The sequence below is a fragment of the Plantibacter sp. VKM Ac-2885 genome (assembly GCF_015351205.1).
Taxonomy (GTDB): domain Bacteria; phylum Actinomycetota; class Actinomycetes; order Actinomycetales; family Microbacteriaceae; genus Plantibacter; species Plantibacter auratus.
In genome coordinates, this window is record NZ_JADKSK010000001.1 from 1,085,036 (window position 1) to 1,106,509 (window position 21,474).

Annotated in this window: 19 protein-coding genes; 13 read left to right on the forward strand and 6 right to left on the reverse strand. The window is 70.7% G+C overall.

The features are described 5' to 3' along the window. Nucleotides 1–24 precede the first annotated feature (24 nt). Entirely contained in the window at nucleotides 25–2,076 is a 2,052-nt protein-coding gene (locus tag ITJ66_RS05290) for a bifunctional lysylphosphatidylglycerol flippase/synthetase MprF (RefSeq protein ID WP_194643854.1), read from the forward strand. Between the two features lie 14 nt (nucleotides 2,077–2,090). Here the strand turns inward: ITJ66_RS05290 and ITJ66_RS05295 are convergent, their stop codons facing one another. Further along, nucleotides 2,091–3,521 (reverse strand): alanine--tRNA ligase-related protein, encoded by a 1,431-nt coding sequence (locus ITJ66_RS05295; RefSeq protein WP_137242327.1) that lies wholly within the window; start codon nucleotides 3,519–3,521, stop codon nucleotides 2,091–2,093. 58 nt (nucleotides 3,522–3,579) lie between these two features. Beyond that, on the reverse strand, nucleotides 3,580–4,725 hold the full coding sequence (locus ITJ66_RS05300) for an alpha/beta hydrolase (RefSeq protein WP_370582574.1): 1,146 nt from the start codon (nucleotides 4,723–4,725) through the stop codon (nucleotides 3,580–3,582). Between the two features lie 261 nt (nucleotides 4,726–4,986). Between ITJ66_RS05300 and ITJ66_RS05305 the strand changes: the two genes are divergently transcribed. From ITJ66_RS05305 to ITJ66_RS05335, 7 genes are all read left to right on the forward strand, one after another. After that, nucleotides 4,987–5,907: a phosphate/phosphite/phosphonate ABC transporter substrate-binding protein gene (locus tag ITJ66_RS05305; RefSeq protein WP_086474636.1), complete on the forward strand. Its 921-nt coding sequence runs from the start codon at nucleotides 4,987–4,989 to the stop codon at nucleotides 5,905–5,907. A 133-nt stretch (nucleotides 5,908–6,040) separates the two neighbouring features. Further along, nucleotides 6,041–7,030: a phosphonate ABC transporter ATP-binding protein gene (gene phnC / locus ITJ66_RS05310; RefSeq protein WP_194643856.1), complete on the forward strand. Its 990-nt coding sequence runs from the start codon at nucleotides 6,041–6,043 to the stop codon at nucleotides 7,028–7,030. Next, the gene (gene phnE, locus ITJ66_RS05315; RefSeq protein ID WP_194643858.1) at nucleotides 7,030–8,787 is read left to right on the forward strand and encodes a phosphonate ABC transporter, permease protein PhnE; all 1,758 of its coding nucleotides are present in this window, start codon (nucleotides 7,030–7,032) and stop codon (nucleotides 8,785–8,787) included. The genes phnC and phnE overlap by 1 nt, the downstream gene beginning before the upstream one ends. After that, nucleotides 8,784–10,046 (forward strand): TIGR03364 family FAD-dependent oxidoreductase, encoded by a 1,263-nt coding sequence (locus ITJ66_RS05320; RefSeq protein WP_229940063.1) that lies wholly within the window; start codon nucleotides 8,784–8,786, stop codon nucleotides 10,044–10,046. The genes phnE and ITJ66_RS05320 overlap by 4 nt, the downstream gene beginning before the upstream one ends. Next, a complete protein-coding gene (locus tag ITJ66_RS05325) occupies nucleotides 10,043–10,843 on the forward strand; it encodes an HAD family hydrolase (protein ID WP_229940064.1) in 801 nt (266 codons plus the stop codon). The genes ITJ66_RS05320 and ITJ66_RS05325 overlap by 4 nt, the downstream gene beginning before the upstream one ends. 19 nt (nucleotides 10,844–10,862) lie before the next feature. Continuing rightward, complete coding sequence (locus ITJ66_RS05330; RefSeq protein WP_124768656.1) at nucleotides 10,863–11,990, forward strand: zinc-binding dehydrogenase; 1,128 nt, start codon at nucleotides 10,863–10,865, stop codon at nucleotides 11,988–11,990. A 211-nt stretch (nucleotides 11,991–12,201) separates the two neighbouring features. After that, nucleotides 12,202–12,906, forward strand: coding sequence for a hypothetical protein (locus tag ITJ66_RS05335; RefSeq protein WP_192018772.1), 705 nt, complete (start codon nucleotides 12,202–12,204; stop codon nucleotides 12,904–12,906). Between the two features lie 12 nt (nucleotides 12,907–12,918). Here the strand turns inward: ITJ66_RS05335 and ITJ66_RS05340 are convergent, their stop codons facing one another. Beyond that, nucleotides 12,919–13,857, reverse strand: coding sequence for a phosphoribosylaminoimidazolesuccinocarboxamide synthase (locus ITJ66_RS05340; protein ID WP_192018771.1), 939 nt, complete (start codon nucleotides 13,855–13,857; stop codon nucleotides 12,919–12,921). Nucleotides 13,858–13,951: 94 nt separating this feature from the next. On the opposite strand from ITJ66_RS05340, the gene ITJ66_RS05345 reads away from it, so the two are divergent. Together ITJ66_RS05345 and ITJ66_RS05350 are read left to right on the forward strand one after the other, a co-directional pair. Next, nucleotides 13,952–14,593: a PadR family transcriptional regulator gene (locus tag ITJ66_RS05345; RefSeq protein WP_192018770.1), complete on the forward strand. Its 642-nt coding sequence runs from the start codon at nucleotides 13,952–13,954 to the stop codon at nucleotides 14,591–14,593. Between the two features lie 88 nt (nucleotides 14,594–14,681). Continuing rightward, complete coding sequence (locus ITJ66_RS05350) at nucleotides 14,682–16,262, forward strand: DHA2 family efflux MFS transporter permease subunit (protein ID WP_192018769.1); 1,581 nt, start codon at nucleotides 14,682–14,684, stop codon at nucleotides 16,260–16,262. 30 nt (nucleotides 16,263–16,292) lie between these two features. Here the strand turns inward: ITJ66_RS05350 and ITJ66_RS05355 are convergent, their stop codons facing one another. From ITJ66_RS05355 to purD, 3 genes are read right to left on the reverse strand one after another with little or no spacing between them, the layout of a single operon-like run. Continuing rightward, on the reverse strand, nucleotides 16,293–16,790 hold the full coding sequence (locus tag ITJ66_RS05355; protein ID WP_192004537.1) for a 2'-5' RNA ligase family protein: 498 nt from the start codon (nucleotides 16,788–16,790) through the stop codon (nucleotides 16,293–16,295). A gap of 3 nt (nucleotides 16,791–16,793) precedes the next feature. After that, nucleotides 16,794–17,672, reverse strand: a complete 879-nt coding sequence (locus ITJ66_RS05360) for an alpha/beta fold hydrolase (protein WP_192018768.1) — start codon at nucleotides 17,670–17,672, stop codon at nucleotides 16,794–16,796. Nucleotides 17,673–17,683: 11 nt separating this feature from the next. Further along, complete coding sequence (gene purD, locus ITJ66_RS05365) at nucleotides 17,684–18,949, reverse strand: phosphoribosylamine--glycine ligase (protein ID WP_192018767.1); 1,266 nt, start codon at nucleotides 18,947–18,949, stop codon at nucleotides 17,684–17,686. Nucleotides 18,950–18,987: 38 nt separating this feature from the next. Here purD and ITJ66_RS05370 point away from each other — a divergent pair, with 38 nt between their 5' ends. The 3 genes from ITJ66_RS05370 to ITJ66_RS05380 all read left to right on the forward strand — a co-directional run bounded on the left by ITJ66_RS05370 (nucleotide 18,988) and on the right by ITJ66_RS05380 (nucleotide 21,471). After that, nucleotides 18,988–19,353 carry a sterol carrier family protein gene (locus ITJ66_RS05370; protein ID WP_064294203.1) on the forward strand — a complete coding sequence of 122 codons (366 nt, stop codon included), beginning with the start codon at nucleotides 18,988–18,990 and terminating at the stop codon, nucleotides 19,351–19,353. Between the two features lie 21 nt (nucleotides 19,354–19,374). Next, a complete protein-coding gene (locus ITJ66_RS05375; protein ID WP_229940067.1) occupies nucleotides 19,375–20,376 on the forward strand; it encodes a glycosyltransferase family 2 protein in 1,002 nt (333 codons plus the stop codon). 90 nt (nucleotides 20,377–20,466) lie between these two features. Further along, complete coding sequence (locus ITJ66_RS05380; protein WP_137242320.1) at nucleotides 20,467–21,471, forward strand: NAD-dependent epimerase/dehydratase family protein; 1,005 nt, start codon at nucleotides 20,467–20,469, stop codon at nucleotides 21,469–21,471. Nucleotides 21,472–21,474: the final 3 nt, after the last annotated feature.

Below are 21,474 nucleotides of genomic sequence, written 5' to 3' on the forward strand. Positions count from 1 at the left end.
GGAACCACGAAGGGGGCAGCGCGCATGAGGATCCGAACGGTGGTCGCCCGGGTGCCGGTCACGATCGCCCTGGTGCTGGTCATCCTCGTCGTGGGGGTCGTCGGGCGTGGCCTCTGGGAGTCGACGACGGCGCAACCATGGTGGGACGCGGTCGCCTACGGCTTGCCCGCCTTCGAGGCGGGACGCTGGTGGACTCCTGTCACCGGGACGTTCCTCGTCGTGGAGCCGTGGGCCTACGTGTTCGCGGTGATCGGGTTCGCCTGGGTCGGCCTGCTGGAGTGGTGGCGAGGATCGAGGGTGGCGCTCATCACCTTCGCCGCCGGTCAGCTCGTCGCCGTCCTCGCCACCGCCGGATTCCTCTGGGCCGCCAGTCAGCTGCTCTGGCCGTGGGCGACGAGCCTCGCCGGGATGCTCGACGTCGGTCCCTCCGGCGGGACGATGGCGTGCTTCGCCGCCTGTGTGTCGCTCTTCGCCTCGCCCTGGCGGCAGCGGGGCTGGATCATCGTCGCGTCCTACGCCGCGATCGGGGTCCTCTTCATCGGCTCGCTCGCGGACCTCGAGCACGCCTTCGCGGTGCTCTTCGTCCTCGCGGTGAACCGTTCCTTCCGCATCCAGCGGGCCAGCGTCCGCGAGCGCCGACTACTCGCGTTCACGACGAGCGTGGCACTCGGCGTCGTCCAGATCGTCGCCCTGCTCGTGCCGACCAACGGCCCGTTCGGTCCGACCGCTCCGGCGGAGGGCCCGTGGCTCGACGTCGCGATCGACACGGTCGTGATCATCATCGTCGCCAACGGCCTGCGGCTCGGTCGCCGCTGGGCATGGGTGCTGAGCGTCGTCTGGGCGATCCTCAACGTCCTGGTCGCAGTCCTGTACCTGGCGCTGTCGCCACTGGACCCCGCCGAGCTCCCGATCGACTGGGGCGACACCGACGTGTTCCTGGCGACGTCGGTGCTCTGGCTCGCCTTCCTCGTCTACCTCCTCGCGACCCGCAGCGCGTTCTCGTCCCACCGACGCCGACAGCTCGGCGTCGGGCGGAAGCAGCAGCAGGACCTGCCCTCTGCGGACGACGCCCGCGCGCTCATCCGGACCGACGGCGGTGGCTCACTCTCGTGGATGGCCACATGGGACGGCATGGAGTACTTCCGCACCTCGGTGGGCCTCGTGCCCTACCAGAAGCACGCCGGCGTCGCGATCGTGCTCGCCGACCCGCTCGGCCCGCCGGAGCACCTGCAGGCCAGCGTCGAGGAGTTCGTCCAGGCGGCCGAGCGTGACTCCCTCATCCCGTGCTTCTTCAGTTCCAGCCAGGCGACGAAGGACGCGATGCCCGAGGGATGGCGCGACCTCATCATCGCCGACGACACGATCGTCGACCTCCCGGGCCTCGCGTTCACCGGCAAGGCCTGGTCGAACATCCGCACGGCGCTCAACAAGGCCGAGCGCGAGGGGATGGTCTTCCGGATGAGCACCTACGCCGCCGAGACCTGGGGCGTCCGACAGCAGATCCGCGCCATCTCCGAAGGCTGGGTCGGCGACAAGGGTCTGCCCGAGATGCGGTTCACCCTCGGGACCCTGCAGGAGGCCGACGACCCGGAGGTCCGTCTGGCACTCGCGATCTCACCCGACGGCGACGTCGACGGATTCCTCAGCTGGCTCCCGGTATTCGGCCCCGACAGCGAGCACCGCGGGTGGACGCTCGACCTCATGCGGCGACGCGAGGAGGGCTTCGGATCGGTCATGGAGTTCCTCATCGCCTCCTCGGCCAAAGTCTTCGCCGAGGAGGGCGCTCAGATCCTCTCGCTCTCGGGTGCGCCGCTCGCGCATCGGGTGGAGGACGACGAAGGGCGCATCGCGCACCTGCTGGGGCAGCTCAGCGGCATCCTGGAGCCCGTGTACGGCTTCTCGTCCCTCCACCGGTTCAAGCAGAAGTTCAACCCGCGATCGGAGCCGATCTACCTCCTGTACCGCGACGAGGGCGACCTCACCCGGATCGCCGCGGCGCTCACCCGTGCATTCCTGCCGGACGCGACGCTCCGGCAGTTCGCCGGCGCCGGCATCGACATGCTCAAGCGCGACTGAGCGGAGGCCGACCCTCAGGCGGTGTCGCCGCCCGGGAGACCGGCGGCACCGAGGTGCGTCGCCCCGCGGGACCGCGCGCGCTGCTCGGCGAGGGCGGCGGCGAACTCCGCCTCCCAGTCGGGAGCGACCTCGATGCCGAGGCGCCCCGCCTCCTCGATGGTCAGCTCCTTCGGGAAGCCGTTCGTGTCGGACAGCCGGAACACGTCGTGTCCCGTCATGACCCGCCCGGCGTACCCCTGGACCATCTGGAGGCCTGCGCCCAGCGTGCGTCGGAACGACTGCTCCTCCTTGACGAGGACGGCGACGACCTCGTCACGGGCGGCGGCCACCTCCGGGTAGTCGTCGGCGTACAAGCCGGCGATGACGGGCACGATCTCGCCGAAGAAGTTCTCGTGGAGGTCGAGCGAGAGCGCGAGCCGGATCGCCCGTCGGAGCAGCCGCCGCATGACGTAGCCCTGCTCCTTGTTCGACGGACGCACCCCGTCCACGGCCAGGAACGTCGCCCCGCGCAGGTGGTCGGCGATGATGCGCATGGCGGCGGTCTCGTCCTCGTAGCGTTTCCCGGTGAGCTCCTGGAGTCGCTCGACGATGGGCCACAGGAGCGAGATGCGGAAGACGTCGTCGGAGTCGATCGACGCGGCGGCGATGCGTTCGAGGCCGCCGCCGAAGTCCACGTTGCGTCTGGCGAGTTCCTCGAACGAGCCGTCCTCGCGTCGGCGGTACTGCATGAACACCTGGTTGCCGATCTCCATGAACCGTCCGCCGTCGCTCGCGGGATGCGCGAGGCCGTAGGACGGATCCTGGTACTCGGGGCCGAAGTCGTAGAACACCTCGCTGTCGGGGCCGCACGGGTCGCCGATCGGTGTGCCCTCGAGTGACCCGCCGCGGGACCACCAGTTCTCGCCGCCGTCGTAGAAGAAGATCCGCTCTCCGGGCCGCACCCCGCGGGCGTCACCATCGGCCTGTGAGCCGATCTCCGCGATCCCGTTGGAGACCCCGCGTTCGGCGAACACGGACGCCCAGATCGACGCGGCCTCGTCGTCGCGCGGGATGCCGTTCGCGGGATCGCCGATGAAGCAGGTGACGGAGATCCGCTCCGGATCCAGCCCGACGATGTCGACCAGGAAGGTGAAGAACTGCCGGATCTGCGTCTCCTTGAAGTAGTCGCCGAGCGACCAGTTGCCGAGCATCTCGAAGAAGGTGGTGTGCCGGTTGTCGCCGACCTCCTCGATGTCCTGGGCCCGGACGCACGGCTGGCTGTCGGTCAGCCGCCGTCCGTCGGGGTGATCCTCACCGAGGAGGTACGGCAGGAGCGCCTGCATCCCGCTGCCGTTGAACAGGGTGCTCGTGTCGCCGCGCGGGACGAGCGGTGCCCGCGTGATCAGCGCGTGGCCGTTCCGCTCGAGGAAGTCGAGGTAGGCGTTCCGGATCTCGTGGGCGTCCATGCCGACACGATTCCAGCTTTCCGGCCCGAGGGGAAGCCGGTGGGCGCGGCGACCCGACTCAGTCCGCGTCGTGGAGTGATCGCAGGGCGGTCACGACGTCGTCGTGCCAGCGGCGGGCCGCGGGGAGCACGCCGCCGAAGATGGGGGTGTCGTGCGTCGCGCCCAGGTACATCGTCCCGCTCGCGTCGACGCCGTCGGCCCGGAGCGCGGCGAGGTAGGCCGCGCCGTCACCGCGGAGCGGGTCGTACTCGGCCGTGAGGATCACGGCGCGGGGGAGGTCCGCGTGCGATCGGGCGAGGAGGGGCGATGCGTGCGGCTCCTTCGCCTGACGTCGATCGAGGAGGTAGGTCTTCGCGACGGAACGCAGCTCCTTGATCGCGAAGATCCTCGGGATGCCCATCTCCCGCACGGGACGGAGGTCGATGTGGCCTCCGGTGAGGTCCGTGACCGGCACCTCGAGCAGCTGGAGTCGGATGGGCAGCCGGCCGCGTTCACGGTTCACGAGCGTGAGCGCCGCCGCGATGCTGCCGCCGGCGGACACCCCGGCGACGGCGATCCGCCCCGAGTCGATCCCGAGCGTCGCGGCCTCGGCGAACAGCCACACGAGCGCCGCATGGGCCTGCTCCAGCTGCGTCGGGTACCGGTGCTCGGGAGCGAGCGCGTAGTCGACGGCGGCGATGACCACACCGGCGTCGGCCGCCCGACGACGGAACCCCGCGTCGGTCGTCGGGTAGTCGATCCCGCCGATGCGGAACGCCCCTCCGAAGAAGGAAAGGACCGCGGGCACGGCCTGGTCGCCGTCGGCCGTCGGCGGGTGGTAGAGCCGGATCCGGACGTCGGGGAAGCCGGCGACCGGGATCGTGTGCTCCTCGATGCGTAGCTCCGGGCCCGGGACGCCGACGGTCGCGAGCTCCTTCTTGTCCCAGTTCCGCGCCGCCTTGCGGTGCTGTGCGCGCGTCTTCTTGCGGCGGGGTGCGGCGGTGGTTGCCTTCGCCGTCGGGCTCGAGGGCTTCGCCTTCGGTCCGGCGGCCTTCGGGGAGGTCGCCGTCGGGTCTGCCGCGGGAGCTGGCTTCGGGCGCGCGACGGTGGTCGTCTTCGGTCGCAGGAAGAAGGCCTTCGCCTGCTCGAGTGCGGTCGAGATGAGGTAGGCGCGGTGCGTCCGCGCTCGTTCGACGAAGATCGGGTCGAGGGGCAAACGACTCACCTGCTCTGCTGCTCGGATGGGCGGATTCCAGCAGTCTAGGCGGCTCGGCGGACGACGGTCGTGGCTTGCCTGATCGATCCTTCCGCGGGGCTTCACCTCCTGTTCACCGGGAGGCCCGGCCCTGTTCGGGCGCCGCTCGTAGCGTGATCACACGTACGGCACACAGCAGTGCCCGCGTCGGTCACTCGCGGTTCCGATCCACCGGAGCCACGCGCGGAGCGGGCGGGTGCATCGGTCCTTCTGAAAGGTACGTCCCAGCACATGAAGCTCTCCCTCACCCGCGTCGCTGCGCTCGGCGCCGCAGCCCTCCTCTCGATCGGCCTGGCCGCCTGCTCGAGCGCCACCGCCAGCGACACCGGTTCCGCCGCGGCCGGCACCTTCGCGGTCGACGACCAGACCCTCGTCTTCGGCGTCGTCCCCGACTCGGTCGACACGCAGACCAACTACCAGCCGCTCATGGACTACATCGCCCAGGAGACCGGCAAGAAGGTCGAGTACCACGAGTCGACCGACTACGCGGCCCTCATCGAGGCGGCCGTGGCCGGGAAGATCGACGTCGCCTCCTTCTCCGGCTTCACCTACGTGACCGCGCTCAACAACGGGGCCAAGATCACGCCGATCTCGTCGATCATCACCGACAAGGGGCAGGAGCCGGGCTACTACTCCGAGGCGATCGTCCCGAAGGACTCGTCGATCACGAAGATCGAGGAGTTCAAGGGCAAGAAGGTCTGCTTCGTCGACCCGTCCTCGACGTCCGGGTACCTCTTCCCGAGCTACAACCTGCTCGAGGCCGGCATCGACCCTGAGAAGGACATCACCCCGGTCTTCGCCGGCAAGCACGACGTCTCGGTGACGAAGACCGCCGAGGGCGTCGAGTGCGAGGCGGGCTTCGCCGAGGACTCCGAGGTCGAGAAGAACGACGGCGTGAAGGTCATCGACCGCACGATGGTCCCCGGTGCGCCGATCGTCGAGTCCGACTCGCTGCCCGCCGACGTGAAGGAGAAGCTCGAGAAGGCCCTGTCCGAGGTCACGATCGACCAGATCATCGACTCCGGCGTGAAGAGCGCCGACAGCGACGCCTTCCGCGCGACCTTCTACGGCACCTCGCCGGTCGACGACGCGTACTACGACACCATCCGCGACATCTGCAAGAAGACCAACGCCAAGCAGTGCCAGGCCTGAGCGCCAGTCCCGCCCTTCGACAAGCGGTTCCTGAGCTTGTCGAAGGGCAGTGACCGGTGCTCCGGTATCCGCTCACCGAGCCTGTCGAGGCGCGACATCCGCACCACCACCAACCTCACGAGAGGCAGCAGCCATGAGCGTCACCGAGCAGCAGGCGCGTCACACCGCACCCGACGGAGCGGAACCGCTCGTGCGTCTCCGCGGGGTCACGAAGCGCTTCGACCGGACGGTCGCCCTGCAGCGCGTCGACCTCGACATCCGTCGTGGTGAGATCGTCGTCCTGCTCGGTCTGTCGGGCTCCGGCAAGTCGACGCTCCTCCGTCACCTGGACGGTCTCGAGCGGCCCACCGCCGGGTCCGTCTCGGTCCTCGGCGACGAGGTGCCGGCCCTCGGGCAGCGCGCCCTGCGCCGGCTCCGCGCCCGCGTCGGGTTCGTCTTCCAGCAGTTCGAGCTGGTCCCGTCACTCACCGTCCTCGAGAACGTCCTCACCGGCTCGCTGGCGGGCGTCCGCGGACCGCGTCTCGGCATCCTCGGCTACGGCCGCACCCTGAAGTTGAAGGCGCTCGGCCACCTCGACCGCGTCGGGCTCCTCGAGCGCGCCTACCAGCGCGCCGACACCCTCTCCGGCGGTCAGCAGCAGCGCGTCGCCATCGCCAGAGCGCTCATGCAGGACCCCGAGATCCTGCTCGCCGACGAACCCGTCGCCTCCCTCGACCCGGAGTCGAGCGAGCAGGTGATGGCCCTCATCCGCGAGATCGCGATCGACCGCGGGCTCACCGTCGTGTGCAGCCTGCACCAGGTCGACCTCGCGCTCTCCTGGGGCGACCGCATCGTCGGCCTCCGCCACGGCGAGGTGGTCCTCGACACCACGACCGACGGCCTGTCGAAGACCGAGGTGATGGAGATCTACGGCCGGGTCGCGACGAGCACCCGTGAGCTGCAGGCGATCGCGGTGGAGTTGGAGACCGACGAGCTGCTCGGCGACCCCGACGACGACCTCCGCGGCCTGCTCGGGGTCGAGGAGCGCGCGGGCGAGGACGAACTGCCCGACGACCCGGAGTGGGAGTTCGACGTCGACGGCCGCGAGCCCGACGAGCTCCGTCGACCTGGCAGGACCCGCTGATGGTCGTCACCGCGCCCGCGAAGACGGCACCGCCCGCCGGCCGCCCGCCAGGACTCTCCGGACCCGTTCCGGTCGGTCGGCTCCGACCGCAGACGATCGCCGCCGTGCTCACGCTCGTCGCGCTGCTCGCGTTCTCGGTCTACTCGCTCCTCGAGGTCGGGATCTCGATCCCGAACATGGTGGCGAGCTGGGGCAACGCGGTCAACTTCTTCAACCGGGTGGGCACGATCACGTTCCCGCCGCCCGGGGAACTGCTGTCGCTCACCGCCCTGACCCTGGGGATCGTGATCTCCGGCACCGTCCTCGCTGCGGTGCTCTCGATCCCGGTCGCGTACCTCGCAGCCGCCAACACGACCCCGGGACCGGCCTGGCGCGCGGTCGGTCGGTTCGTCGGCGTGCTCAGCCGTGCCGTGCCGGACGTCGTCATCGCGATGATCCTCGTGCTCATGTTCTCGCTCGGCTCGCTGCCCGGCATCATCGCGATCGGGCTGCACTCCGTCGGCATGATCTCGAAGCTCTTCGCGGACGCGATCGAGCAGGTCGACGAGGGGCCGCGACTCGCGATCCGGGCGGCCGGCGGCTCGAAGCTGCAGGAGTTCACCTCGGGTGTCCTGCCGCAGGTCCTGCCGTCCTGGGTGGCCACGGTCCTCCACCGCGGCGACATCAACCTGCGCGGTTCGGTCCTGCTCGGCTACGTCGGCGTCCTCGGCCTCGGCCGTGAACTGTCGCTCGCGTTCAAATCGCTCGACTACTCGCTCGGCATCGGACTCGCGATCGTCATCTTCGCGCTGTGCGTCGTCATGGAGATCGTGTCGAGCACCGTGCGGACCGTGATGCTCGGGGTGCAGCCGACCGGACGCGGACTCGGAGACCGCGTCGTGCGTCGGGTGGCCGCGGGCCGGGAGGCACGTCGCGTGGCGAGCGGGAGCAGCCTGACGGTCGCCACTCCGAGTGCCGAGTCCCGGATCGCCGCTGCAGCGAAGCGTCCGTGGACGCCGGCCCGCGTCCGCGACACCGTCGGTGCCTGGCTCGCCGTGGCGGTCGTCGTCTGGGGCGTCGTCGTGTCCGACATCCAGTGGGGGGACCTCGTGACGTTCTGGGCCAAGGCCCCCGACGTCCTCGTCCGACTCTGGCCGCCGTCGTTCGGCATGCGCACGACGGAGCAGATGGTCGAGGCGATGTTCGAGACCGTCGCGATCGCCTTCGCGGCGACCCTCATCGCCCTCGTCTGCTCGATCGTCATCGGGTCGCTCGCCGCGCGGAACGTCGCCCCGAGCCGCGGTGTCCGCACCGGCGCCCGGTTCGCGCTCGTCGGAATCCGCGGCATCCCGGAGCTCATCCTCGCGATCCTCCTCATCGTCGTCACCGGACTCGGTGCCCAGGCGGGGACGCTCGCGCTCGGCATCTGCGGGATCGGCCTCCTCGGCAAGCTCATCGCGGACTCCTTCGAGGAGGTCGCGCCCGGACCGGAACGCGCCTTGACCGCCGTCGGTGCGACGCGCCCGCAGGTCTACGCCGCCGCGACGCTCCCGCAGGGCGCCCGTGCACTGGTCGGGCACACCTTCTACACGCTCGACACGAACATCCGCGCCGCGACCATGCTGGGCATCGTCGGCGGAGGCGGCATCGGCTACTACCTGATCCAGGCGGACCAGGGCGGGAACTACGACCAGGTCACGGCCATCGTGCTGATGATCCTCGCGGTCGTCCTCGTCGTCGAGGGCATCGCCATGTGGATGCGGAGGGTGTTCTCGTGAACGGACGACGGATGAGCGGCGGGGTGTCGGCGGCGCGGGTCGGCCTCGGTGTCGGCTCGCTCGGTGCCTCGGCCGATCGCGCGGACGTCGTGATCGTCGGAGCCGGCATCGTCGGGCTGTCGGCGGCGCTCGCCGCCGTGGACGCCGGTGCCGAGGTCGTGGTCGTCGAACGCTCGGCCGAAGCCCAGGGTGCGTCGGTCCGCAACTTCGGCCATCTGGCCGCGACGCCGCAGGCCGGGCTCGCAGCTCGCCTCGCCGCGCGTTCGGCCGAGATCTGGCAGCGACTCGAGCAGGACGCGGGATTGTGGGTCCGGCGCTCGGGCACGCACGTGGTCGCCCGGCACCTCGACGAGTTGCGCGTCCTCGAGGACTTCGCGGCGTCCCGTGCCCAGGCGGGAGCCGCGGCCGACGTCCGCCTGTACGACGCGGCCGAGTTCCTGCAGCAGGTGCCGGTCAGCGCCGCCGACGTGGTGGGCGGCGCCTGGCTGCCACGCGACCTCCAGGTGAACCCGCGTCAGGCCCTGGGCGCCGTCACGGCGTACCTGGAACGCCGCGGTGTCGAGTTCCGACGCCGGACGACCGTGACGGGACTGCGCTCCGGCTTCGTCGACACCAGCCGCGGCGTCATCGCCGCAGGCCTCACCGTGGTCGCGGTGAACCACGACATCGACACCCTCCTCCCCGAGCTGGCCGAGCGGGCGGTCGTCCGTCGATGCGCGCTCGACATGGTCCGGGTGCGCGCCGAGCTGCCGAAGCCGATGCCGGCGCCACTCCTGACCGGATGGTCACTCCTGCGCTACGCGGGATTCGCCGACTCGCCCGCCATCCCGGCCCTCCGGGAGCGACTGCAGCAGGATCACCCCGGGCTCGCCTCGCTCGACGTCAACCTCATGGCGACCCAGTTGCCGGACGGCTCGATCATCCTCGGCGACACCCACAGCCGCGGCGAGGCGGTCTCCCCGTTCCAGTCCGAGCACGCCTTCGACGAACTCCTGCGGGCAGGAAGCGCGCTGTTCGGGACGAGGCTCGACGTCCTCGAACGCTGGCAGGGCGTCTACGCCACCGCCCCGGAGGAGTTGCTCATCGACGAACCGACCCCGGGCGTCCGTGTGGTCGCCGCGACGACGGGCATCGGGATGACCACCGGACCCGCACTCGGCGAGCTGGCCGTCGCCGAGCACCTCGGCCCGACCTTCTCGCCGGCGCAGCCGACCAGCATCCGTGCCGCATCAGCCCACCTTCAGAAAGGCCTCTCGTGACCAGCATCGATCGACCCCAGCAGGACAGCACCGCGGCGCCCGACCTCAACGACGACGTGGAGACCGACCTCGACGACCTCGACGAGCTGGAGGACGGGTTCGACGACGCACACGAGGACGACCTCCTGCTCGAACTGGTGGTCCTCGACCTCGCCGGGACGACGGTCTCGGACGACGGCGTCGTCGAGGACGCCTTCCGCGTCGCCGCCGAGACGATCGGCATCGACACCGAGGACGCGCTCGACGCGGCCATCGAGCTCGTCCGCGACACGATGGGCCAGTCGAAGCTCGACGTGTTCCTCATGCTGACCGACGGCGACGAGGCTCGAGCCGCTTCCGGCAACGCCACCTTCGAAGAGGCCTACGAGCGCCTCGTCGGCGAGGGGCGCGTCGAGGCGATCCCCGGAGCCGAGGACACGGTGCGGCGGCTCCGCGAGCTCGGCGTGGGTGTCGTGTTCACCACCGGGTTCGCCCCCGCCACACGCGACGCGCTCCTCGCGAGCCTCGGGTGGTCCGAACTCGCCGACGACGCCCTGTCGCCCGCCGACGCCGGTCGAGGGCGTCCAGCGCCGGACCTGCCGCTGACGGCGCTCCTCCGGTTCGGTGCGAGCGCCGTCGACACCATGGTCGTCGTCGGCGACACGGCCAGCGACATGCTGTCCGGGGTGAACGCCGGCGCCGGGCTCGTCGTCGGGGTGCTCACCGGAGCGCACGACGAGGAGACGCTGCTCGAGGCGGGCGCCGACGAGATCATCACGAGCATCGCCGAGTTGCCCGCGCTCCTCGGTCTCGACTGAACGACCGACCGGGGGAACCATGCACACGACGCTCACCGCGCACGAGGGCAACGACGTCTTCATCAGACCGTCGCCGATCGCGATGGTCTGGCAGGGGCCGGGGCACCCGCACCAGGCGATGGCGGTGCCCGGGGTGACGCTCGGGCCGGGCGACGTCCTCGTCGAAGTGGAACTGGCGACCGTGTGCGGCTCCGACGTGCACACCGTCCTCGGGCACCGTGACGCCGCCACACCGCTCGTCCTCGGGCACGAACAGGTGGGACGCGTCGTTGCGGTCGGGGGACCCGTCACCGCGGTGGACGGCACGGTCCTCGTCGCGGGGATGCGGGTCGTGTGGTCGGTCGTCGTGAGCTGCGGCGTCTGCGACCGCTGCTCCGCCGGCCTGGAGCAGAAGTGCCGCCGGCTCGCGAAGTACGGTCACGACCGGGTGCACCGCGGGTGGGAGTTGAGCGGTGGGTTCGCGACCCACGTCGAACTCCTCGAGGGCACGGCCATCGTCATCGTGGGGGAGACGCCGCCCGCCGCCGTCTTCGCGCCGGCGTCCTGCGCGACGGCCACCGCGATCGCCGCACTGGATGCGGCCGGGCACGACCTGCCCGGCACGGCGGTGCTCGTGACCGGCGCCGGGATGCTCGGGCTGACGGTCGCGGCCATCGCGACCGACGCCGGCGCGCGCGTCGTCGTGAGCGATCCGGACCCAGCCCGCCGGCTGCTCGCCGGTCGCTTCGGCGCCATCGCGACGGTCGACCCCACGATCGGTGCCGCCGAGCACCTCGACGCCGCGCACCTGGCGGCGGGCGTGGAGGGCTTCCCGGTGGCCATCGAGATGTCCGGCGACGCCCGTGCCGTCGACGCCGCCATCGCGTCGCTGTCGATCGGCGGGACGGCGGTCCTCGTCGGCAGCGTGTCGCCCGGTGCGCCGCTCGGCATCGACGCCGAACGCATCGTCCGACGCCTCCTCACGGTGCGTGGCGCACACAACTACCGACCGCGGGATCTGGCACGCGCGGTCGACTTCCTGACCGGTGCGTGGCGTCGGTATCCGTTCGCCGAACTCGTGGGTCCGGAGTTCCCCTTGCAGGACGTCGACGAGGCGCTCGTCGCAGCTGCATCGGGCGCCTTCCCGCGCGTCGGTGTCCGGCCCTGAACGGACCACGGGGTGCGCTTCGACCTGGCGCAGATCGTCCGGTGAGCCTGGCTGGGTTCCGTCGACGGCTCGGCGACGGCTCCCTGGGGCGGCGTGACCCCTTCGAGCGCCCCCATTCCGGGGGTCACGACGGCCGATCCACCGCGGATTTCCGCCGATCTCGACTCGTGAATCCTGCCGCATGACCCACCTTGTGGGGTATCCTCGGGCCATGACGGTCACGACTCGCCACCCTGGTGTGGTCCGTGTCGGTGGTCGCCTCATGGTCGTGGATCCGTTCGCGGAACGAGGTGAGCTCACCGAGGATCAGCAGCGCGGCCACCAGCTGCGGCGGAGGATCACGCTCCTGCTCGGTGCCTTCCTCCTGCTCGCGGGCTTCGTCATCGGCGCGACGGTGGGCGTACTCGTCGAGTGGTCGATCGTCCACGACGAACGCTCGTCCGTGTCGCTCCCCGGCTTCGACCCGGATTGGGCGCCCGGACTCGACGTCGTCGGCGCCTTGCTCGGTGCGATCCTCGTCGCCGTCTTCCTGCTCGTGTCGGCCGAACGACGCAACCGTCGTCGTCGCCTGGACGGCGGGCACCAGCCGTCGCGGTGGATCGACCCGCTCAACGACCACCTCATCGGGCTGAGCGACGACCTCCCGTGGACCTCGCTCTGGACGCTCACGCGCATGTACGCCACCGCGGAGCGGCTGCAGCGTGAGCTGGTGGAACGCAGCGCAGCCCTCGGCGAGGTGGGCAGTGACGCTCAGTGCGATCTGGTCGAGGCGCGGCTCGCGGCAGACGATGCACGCGACGCACTCGAGAAGACGGCCACGCTCATGGGTGTCATCGTGCCGGAGGGGCCGCTGCCCGATGCGCAGGCCATCCTGGCCGACAGTGCTCGGCTTCGTGCCCGTCGGAAGACGAGCTGACCGGCACCTCGGTCAGCGACCGGTGCCGGTGAGGCGCTCGAGGAGTTCGCGGTAGCGAGCGGCCGTCTGCGTGACGATCTCGGCAGGCAGCGTCGGTGGTGTGGGTGTCGAGGCGTCGTCCTGGTCCCAGTTGTGGGCCAGCCAGTTGCGGACGATCTGCTTGTCGAAGCTCGCCATCCGTGCGGTGGGGTCGTCGCTCGTCAGGTAGACGTCGCGGTCCCAGTACCGGCTGGAGTCGGAGGTGAGCACTTCGTCGCCGAGCGTGATGACACCGGTCGAGGGGTTGCGGCCGAACTCGAACTTCGTGTCGGCGAGGATGACCCCGTGGCGCTCCGCCGTGAGTGATGCCGTCTCGTAGATGCCGAGTGACAGGTCCTTCAGTGCGACTGCGTCGTCCTCGCCGATGAGCTCGATCATGCGGGAGAACGAGATGTTCTCGTCGTGCTCGCCGAGCGGCGCCTTGTACGCGGGGGTGAACAGCGGCTCGGGCAGACGATCGCCGTCGCGCAGGCCGTCGGGCAGCGGGATGCCGCAGACGGTGCGGTTCGCGACGTACTCCTTCCAGCCGGAGCCGGTGAGGTAGCCGCGGACGACGCACTCGACGGGGAACATGTCGAGCTTCCGGACGAGCATCGCGCGACCGGCGAACTCCACCGGGATGCTGGACACCGCGACGCCCGCGGCGTCGAGCTCGTGATCGGGCACGAGGTGGTTCGGCACGTCGCGGAGCTGGTCGAACCACCAGAGGCTCAGGCTGGTGAGGAGATCGCCCTTGCCGGGGATGCCCGGCTCGAGCACGTGGTCGAACGCGCTCACCCGGTCGCTCGCGACGACGAGCAACAGGTCGTCGGGCCCGGCGGCCGGCTCGTACAGGTCGCGGACCTTGCCCGAGTAGACGTGGTTCCAGGCGTTGGTCTCCGAGGGTGCGCTCACTCGTTCATTATCGTGCATCGGCGGTGGCCGGGTCGGTCGCCGGGGCTTGCGACCTCGGGGCGGTACGCGTATATTCCACGTGGAATAGTTCGCGTGGAGTGATGGGAGGGTCATGGGCAAGATCAAGCCGCTCGGCCTGCTCGCCGTCGCCGCGCTCGGATACCTGGCCGAGCGCCCCATGCACCCCTACGAGATGTACCAACTCGCGCTCCATCGTCAGGAGGACCGGGTCGTCAAGGTGAGCCCCGGCTCGCTCTACCGCGCCGTCTACGGACTCGAGGCCGACGGCCTCGTGCTCGCCTCCGGGACCGACCGCGAGGGAGCCCGGCCCGAGCGCACCACCTTCGAGATCACCGACCTCGGCCGGCACCTGCTGGGGGAGCGGTTGCGCGAGCTGCTCAGCACCCCCACGAACGAGTACCCGGAGCTCGGGCTCGCGCTGTCCGAGGCGCACGAGCTGGGCGCCGAGGAGGTGCGGATGCTGCTCGAGACCCGTATCCTCCGGCAACAGGCCGAGCTCGCCGACCTCGATCGCCGCATGACGTGGGCGCGCGAGCGAGGGATCCCGCGCGTGTACTGGATCAACGTCCCCTACTCGGCCGCCATGCTGCGCGCCGAGATCTCCCACCTCGAATCGCTCCTCGCCGAGATCGCCGACGGTGCACTCGCCTGGCACGTGCCGGGGACCCGTGCGCCACTCCACGAGCAGGCGGCGACCCCGCCGGTGTCCACTCGGACGACACCCTCCACCTGATCCTTCGGGACCGACGACCCGTCCGGTCGCGTTCCCGCTCAGCCTCGCGTCCCGAACGCGAATCGTCCTCCATGCAGAAAGGGACCTCATGTCCACCACCCCGTCCACGCCGCCCCAGGGCGCCGCAGGCACGACGCCCGGGGCCGTGCGCCCCTGGCCTGCGCTCTGGTCGCTCGTCATCGGATTCTTCATGATCCTCATCGACACGACCATCGTGTCCGTGGCCAACCCCGCGATCATGCGCGGCCTCGACACCGGCATCAACAACGTCATCTGGGTGACGAGCGCCTACCTGCTCGCCTACGCCGTGCCGCTGCTCATCACCGGCCGCCTCGGCGACCGCTTCGGCCCGAAGAACCTCTACCTCATCGGCCTCGTCGTCTTCACGCTCGCCTCACTCTGGTGCGGCCTGTCGGGCTCCATCGAGATGCTCATCGTCGCCCGCGTCGTGCAGGGTCTCGGCGCCGCGCTCATGACCCCGCAGACGATGGCCGTCATCACCCGCATCTTCCCGCCGGACCGCCGCGGTGCGGCCATGGGCCTCTGGGGAGCGACCGCTGGTGTCGCGACACTCGTCGGCCCGATCCTCGGTGGGGTGCTCGTCGACGGCTTCGGGTGGGAGTGGATCTTCTTCATCAACGTGCCCGTCGGTGTCATCGGCTTCATCATGGTCTGGCGGAACGTCCCCGCGCTCGCCACGCATCCGCACAAGTTCGACGTGCTCGGGGTCGTCCTGAGCGGGCTCGGGATGTTCCTCCTCGTGTTCGGCATCCAGGAGGGCCAGAGCTACGACTGGGGCACGATCACCGGTCCGATCACCGTGTGGAGTCTCATCATCGCCGGTGTCGTCGTCCTCGGCCTGTTCGTCCTGTGGCAGGCCGTCATGAAGGGTGAGCCGCTGCTCCCGCTGGCGCTGTTCCGCGACCGCAACTTCTCGGTCGGCAACCTCGCGATCTCGACGATCGGGTTCACGATAACGAGCATGTCGCTGCCGCTCGTCTTCTTCTACCAGACCGTCCGCGGCTTGACCCCGACGCAGTCCGCGCTCATGCTCGTGCCGATGGCCGTGCTCTCCGCCGGGCTCGCGCCCGTGGTCGGGCGGGCGATCGACCGCGTGAACCCGAAGTGGTTCGCCCTCGCGGGGCTCCTCCTGCTGGCCCTCGCGCTCGGCTGGTACTCGATCCTGCTCACGCCCGAGCAGCCGATCCTCATGCTGCTCCTCCCGAGTGCCGTCCTCGGCCTCGCCAACGGCTTCATGTGGGGCCCGGTCTCCAACCTCACCACTCGGGGCCTCCCGCAGCACCAGGCCGGCGCCGGCTCAGGCGTGTTCAACACGACGCGTCAGATCGGAGCCGTCCTCGGCAGCGCGGCCATCGCCGCGCTCATCCAGGGACGCCTCGCGGCCGAGCTGCCCGCGGCACCTGGTGGTGCTGCCGGCGGCGTGAGCGAGGTGACGGGTGGTGAGCTGCCGGAGTTCCTGCACGCCGGGTTCACCACCGCCATGGCCCAGTCGTTGCTCCTTCCGGCCGGCCTCGCGCTCGTGGGCGCGGTCGTGGTCCTGTTCTTCCAGAAGCCGAAGGCGGCCGCCTGGTCGACCCCGGAGACCCAGCACGGACAGGCCGCCGCGGTCGCCGCAGCTGCCGCCACCGCCCGGGCCGAAGCCGAGTAGCGGCTCAACCGACACGGCGGCACGGGACGGTCACGGGCCGAGGAGGTCCGTGACCGTCCTGGTGTCGCCGTTCCAGAACCGGAGCCCGGTGACGAGCCCGGACGGGAGGTCGCCGAGCGACCGGAGCCCGTCGAGTGCCGCCGCGGTCTGTTCGCCGGCGACGCGTCGGGAGAGTGTGACGTGGGGTGTCCAGGCGTCAGGCCGGGTGTGCTCGAACGAACCGGTGACGCCGCCGGCCACACGTCCGTGCAGCTCCAGCAGCTCGTGCGTGGGGATCACCGTGAGCGCGAGGACGGCGCCCGAGCGACGCGGGAACAACAGCGGAGCCCCGAGCCGGACGGCGAACGGCGCGAAGGCCGGCCGCCCGGTGAGCTCGAGGTCCTCGCCGGCCGACAGCGTGACGTGCGGACGGTTGCTCGCACCGCGATGCGTGGCGAGACTACTGATACCGAGGTCGAGGAGCGCTTGCCAGCGGTCGCGGACGGCGGCCTCGAGGGCCTCGTCGAACGTCAGATCGACGCTGCGCACCGGTCAGCCGATCGGGAAGAAGCCGTGGACGGCGGCGGCGAAGGATCGCGGCTGCTCCACCCAGGGGTAGTGTCCGCACCCGTCGAGCACGATGGCCTGGCCGAGCGGGAACCGCTTCGCGAGGTCGACGACGGGCGCGAGTCCCGTCAGGCCGTCCTCAGAGCCTGCGACCACGAGGACGGGAGCCGTCACGGTGCGCAGGGCGTCGCGGATGTCCTCGACCTCGTCGATCGTGGGCGTGTGCACGAACGCGTCCTGCGCGGCCGGGTGCCAGGCGCCCAGACGCTCGTGTTCGCGGGCGGTGTCGTCCCACTCGCCCCAGGCGATGGGCGCCACCGCCGGGAACAAGCGGTTCCCCGACGCGGAGTCCGGCGCCGCGAGCAGCGCGGGCAGCGCCTCGAGGAAGCCGGGGTACCAGTCCTCCGCCGCGTGCCGGGCGATGATCTCCGCGCTGTCGTCGTCCGTGTCGACGAGCCAGGTGGCGGGTGGCGTGATGAGGCACAGGCGGTCGAGCCGGTGCGGGTAGCGTGCGGCGTAGCTCACGGCGACGCGGGTACCGGCGGAGTGCCCGAGGAGTTCGAGACGGTCGACGTCCAACCAGCGACGCACGGCCTCGACGTCCTCGGCGAGTTCCGGCCAGCTCGCCGCAGCGGTCGACGATCCGCTCTCGGACCGTCCGACCCCGCGCTGGTGCAGCACGATGAGGCGACGCCTGGTGCTCAGGCCGCCGAGATCACCGAGGTAGACCGGGTGACGCGCCGGACCGCCGGCGAGGACGACGAGCGGCGGCAGGGCGTCGTCGCCGATCACGTCCACGTGCAGTCTGGTGCCGTCGTGACTCTTGACGACTGCCGACGACCCGGTTCCCGCTGCTGCGCTCATCCGGGCCGCGATCAGGAGACGCGTGCGGCGATGTCGGTGCGGTACTGACCGCCCTCGAGTTCGATGCGCGACAGCGCCTCGTACGCACGTCCGCGTGCCTCCGGGAACGTGGATCCGAGGGCCACGACGTTGAGGACGCGGCCGCCGGTGGCGACCAGGCCACCGTCGACGTCGGCCGTCGCGGCGTGGACGAGGTGGACCCCCTCGACGGCGACGGCGGCGTCGAGGCCGGTGATGCTCCGGCCGGTGACGGGCGTCTCGGGGTAGTTCTGGCTCGCGAGCACCACGGTCACCGCGCTCGCATCGGCGAACGCGGGTCGCGGCTGCTCGCCGAGCGTTCCGGTGGCCGAGCCGAGCAGGAGCGCCGACAGCGGGGTGACGAGCCGGGGGAGGACGACCTGCGTCTCCGGGTCGCCGAAGCGCGCGTTGAACTCGATCACGCGGATCCCGCGTTCGGTGAGGATGAGTCCGGCGTAGAGGAGGCCCTGGAACGGGTTGCCCTCCGACGCCAGCTGTCGCACGACGGGGACGGCGACCGTCTCGAGGACCTCGTCGACGAAGGCCGTCTCGCTGCCGAAGCGGTTGTCGAGCCAGGGCAGCGGGGAGTAGGCGCCCATGCCGCCCGTGTTCGGGCCGGCGTCGCCGTCGAGCAGTCGCTTGTAGTCCTGTGCGGGGGAGAGCGGGAGCACCGTCTCGCCGTCGGTGATGAAGAAGAGGGAGACCTCCTGGCCGTCGAGGAACTCCTCGACGAGGACGCCGCCGTAGCCGAGCCAGTTGGTGGCGTGCTGGATGGCCGCATCGCGGTCGTGGGTGACGAGGACGCCCTTGCCCGCCGCGAGGCCGTCGGCCTTGACGACGTACGGGGCACCGAAGTCGTCGAGCGCGGCGACCGCTGCGTCGAGGTCCTCGGCGCGGACCGCGCGACCGGTGGGCACGCCGGCTTCGTCCATGATCCGCTTCGCGAAGGACTTCGAGCCCTCGAGCGCGGCCGCCGAGCGGTTGGGGCCGAAGACCGGGATGCCGGCGGCGCGCAGCTTGTCGGCCACGCCGGCGACGAGCGGGGCCTCAGGCCCGATGACGACGAGGTCGACCGCTTCGTCCCGGGCGAAGTCGCGCACGATCGAGGGGTTCTCCTGGTCGATGCCGACCACGGTCACGTCGCCCGCGATGCCCGCGTTGCCGGGGGCGGCGATGATGTGGTGCCCGGCCTCTTCGGAGAGGAGAGCCTTGATGATGGCGTGCTCGCGAGCACCGGAACCGAGGACGAGGATCTTCACCCGTCTAGCTTAAGGCGCAATGGCCTAGCCTCGAATGCATGGCCAGACCCAGGATCACGGACGCCGTCGGTCGCGCTGCCCTGGAGCAGGCACTCGGGGACGCACCGGCGTCGCGCACGGACACGGCGACCGCGGTCCGCTACCTGTTGGAGCTCCTCGTCGAGCGGGCACCCGGCAACACCGTCGAAGTGCGGGTGCCGCCGTTCGGTGCGGTTCAGTGCATCGAGGGCCCCCGCCACACCCGCGGCACGCCACCGAACGTGATCGAGATGGACGCGCCGACCTGGCTCGCCCTCGCTTCCGGCCGCATCGACTGGACCACGGCGATGGCCGGCGGCACGGTGCACGCGTCCGGCCAGCGGGCGGACCTCACGGGCCTCGTGCCACTGCTGCTGCCGCGCTGACGTTCCGGGTACATTGGTGCGGTGACCTCTGACCTCGAAGCCCCAGCTGAGACGACGCTCGACGCGACGATCGTCATCCCCACCTACAACGGCGAGATGTACCTCGAACAGATCCTCTCGGCGATCGAGGGCCAGGACTACGACGGCACGTTCGAGACCCTCGTCATCGATTCCGGCTCCACCGACCGGACGCTCGACATCGTCGCCGCCCACCCCGACGTCCGGCTGCACGTCATCCCGAACAGCGAGTTCGGCCACGGCCGGACCCGCCAGCTCGCCGCGCGCCTCGCCAGGGGCAAGTACGTCGCCTACCTCACGCACGATGCGATCCCGGGCGACTCCCGCTGGTTGCACGAGCTGACCACGCCCTTGGACCCGGACGGCATGGACGTCGTCGCGGTCATGGGCAAGCAGATCGCCCGACCGACCTGCTTCCCGCTGATGAAGTACGAGATCCACGACGTCTTCCGCAACTTCGGGCCGGACTTCGGCACGACGGTGTTCGCGAACGACGGGTTCGCCGACGGGAACGGTGGGCTGCTCGACGCCCTCGGCTTCTACTCCGACGTCAACTCGGCCACGCGACGCGAGCTCCTGCTGGGCGACATCCCCTACCGCGACCTCCCGTACTCCGAGGACATGGCGTTCGGTGCCGACATCATCGCGGCCGGACTGCGGAAGGCCTACGCACCGCGGGGTTGGGTCATCCACTCCAACGACCTCACCCTCGACGAGTACCGCAAACGCATCTTCGACGAGACGACCGCGCTGCGCCGTATCGGCAAACCGATCGCGCGGCTCCGACGGTCGCGTCAGATCGGCTACACCGTCGTCGGTGCGATCCGCGACGCGAAGCGGATCGTCCGCGACAAGGAGTACGGCTGGAAGCGCCGGGCATACTGGTTCGTCATGAACCCCGCGTACCACGCGGCGAAGTGGAGCAGCTACTACGTGGCCTCCCGCGTCGACCTGAACGACGAGGCCGCCATGCGAGCCGGATCGCTGGAGCACAGCCGCAAGTAGTCCGCTGACGGCGCTCCGCTCCGGCGCGCTGCTCGCTGCTCCCAGCGAACCGGGGTGGTGCGCCGTCGCCTCCTGCGCTGTGATGGAGGCATGAGCACGAAACGGCTGTTGGTCCTGGGTGGGACGGAGTTCGTCGGGCGAGCAGTCGTCGACGAAGCGGTCGCCGCCGGCTGGGAGGTCACCGTCTTCCACCGCGGCACGAACCGCGCCGCGCCGTCGGACGCGGTCACCGTGCTGCACGGCGACCGGACGATGCCCGGTGGACTCGACGCGCTCCGGGTCGGGTCGTGGGACGTCGTCGTCGACACCTGGTCGTGGGCTCCGGTCGCCGTGCGTGACGCGGCCGCGCTGCTGGCCGACCGGGCCGGGAGCTACGTGTACGTCTCGAGCCGTTCGGTTTACGCCGACCCGCTCCCCGCCGGCGCGTCGGAGGATGCACCGGTCGTCGACGGGTCGGCGCATGACGACGGCTTCGCTGACTACGCCCGTGCCAAGCGCGGCGGTGAGCTGGCCGCCGTGCAGGCGTTCGGCGACCGTGCGGTCCTGGCGCGAGCCGGCCTCATCCTCGGCCCGCACGAGAACATCGGGCGACTGCCCTGGTGGCTGGCGCGGATCGCCGAGGGCGGCGAGGTGCTCGCTCCCGGCGCCGCTTCCGACCCCATCCAGTACATCGATGCGCGGGATCTCGCGGCCTTCCTCCTCACGGCCGGTTCGACGGGCGCGAGTGGTGCGTTCAACGTCGTGAGCGAGCCGCGGGCGACGACGTTGGGGGAGCTGCTCGACGCCTGCGTCGCCGCGACCGGGTCAGCTGCGACCCTCCGTTGGGTGGATCAGGAGCGGGTGCTCGCGGCCGGGATCCAGCCCTGGACCCAACTGCCCGTCTGGCTCCCCACCGGACCGGACGCCGACGCGATGCATCACGGTGACGTCTCGCGTGCGGTCGCGGCGGGTCTCCGTCGTCGTCCGCTCGCCGAGACCGTCGCCGACACCTGGGGTTGGCTGCAGGCTCTCGGTGGTGTGGCGCCGCAGCGTCCGGACCGGCCCGTCGTCGGGCTGGACCGCGCCGTCGAGCGGGCCGTGCTCGCCGGGAGCTGACGG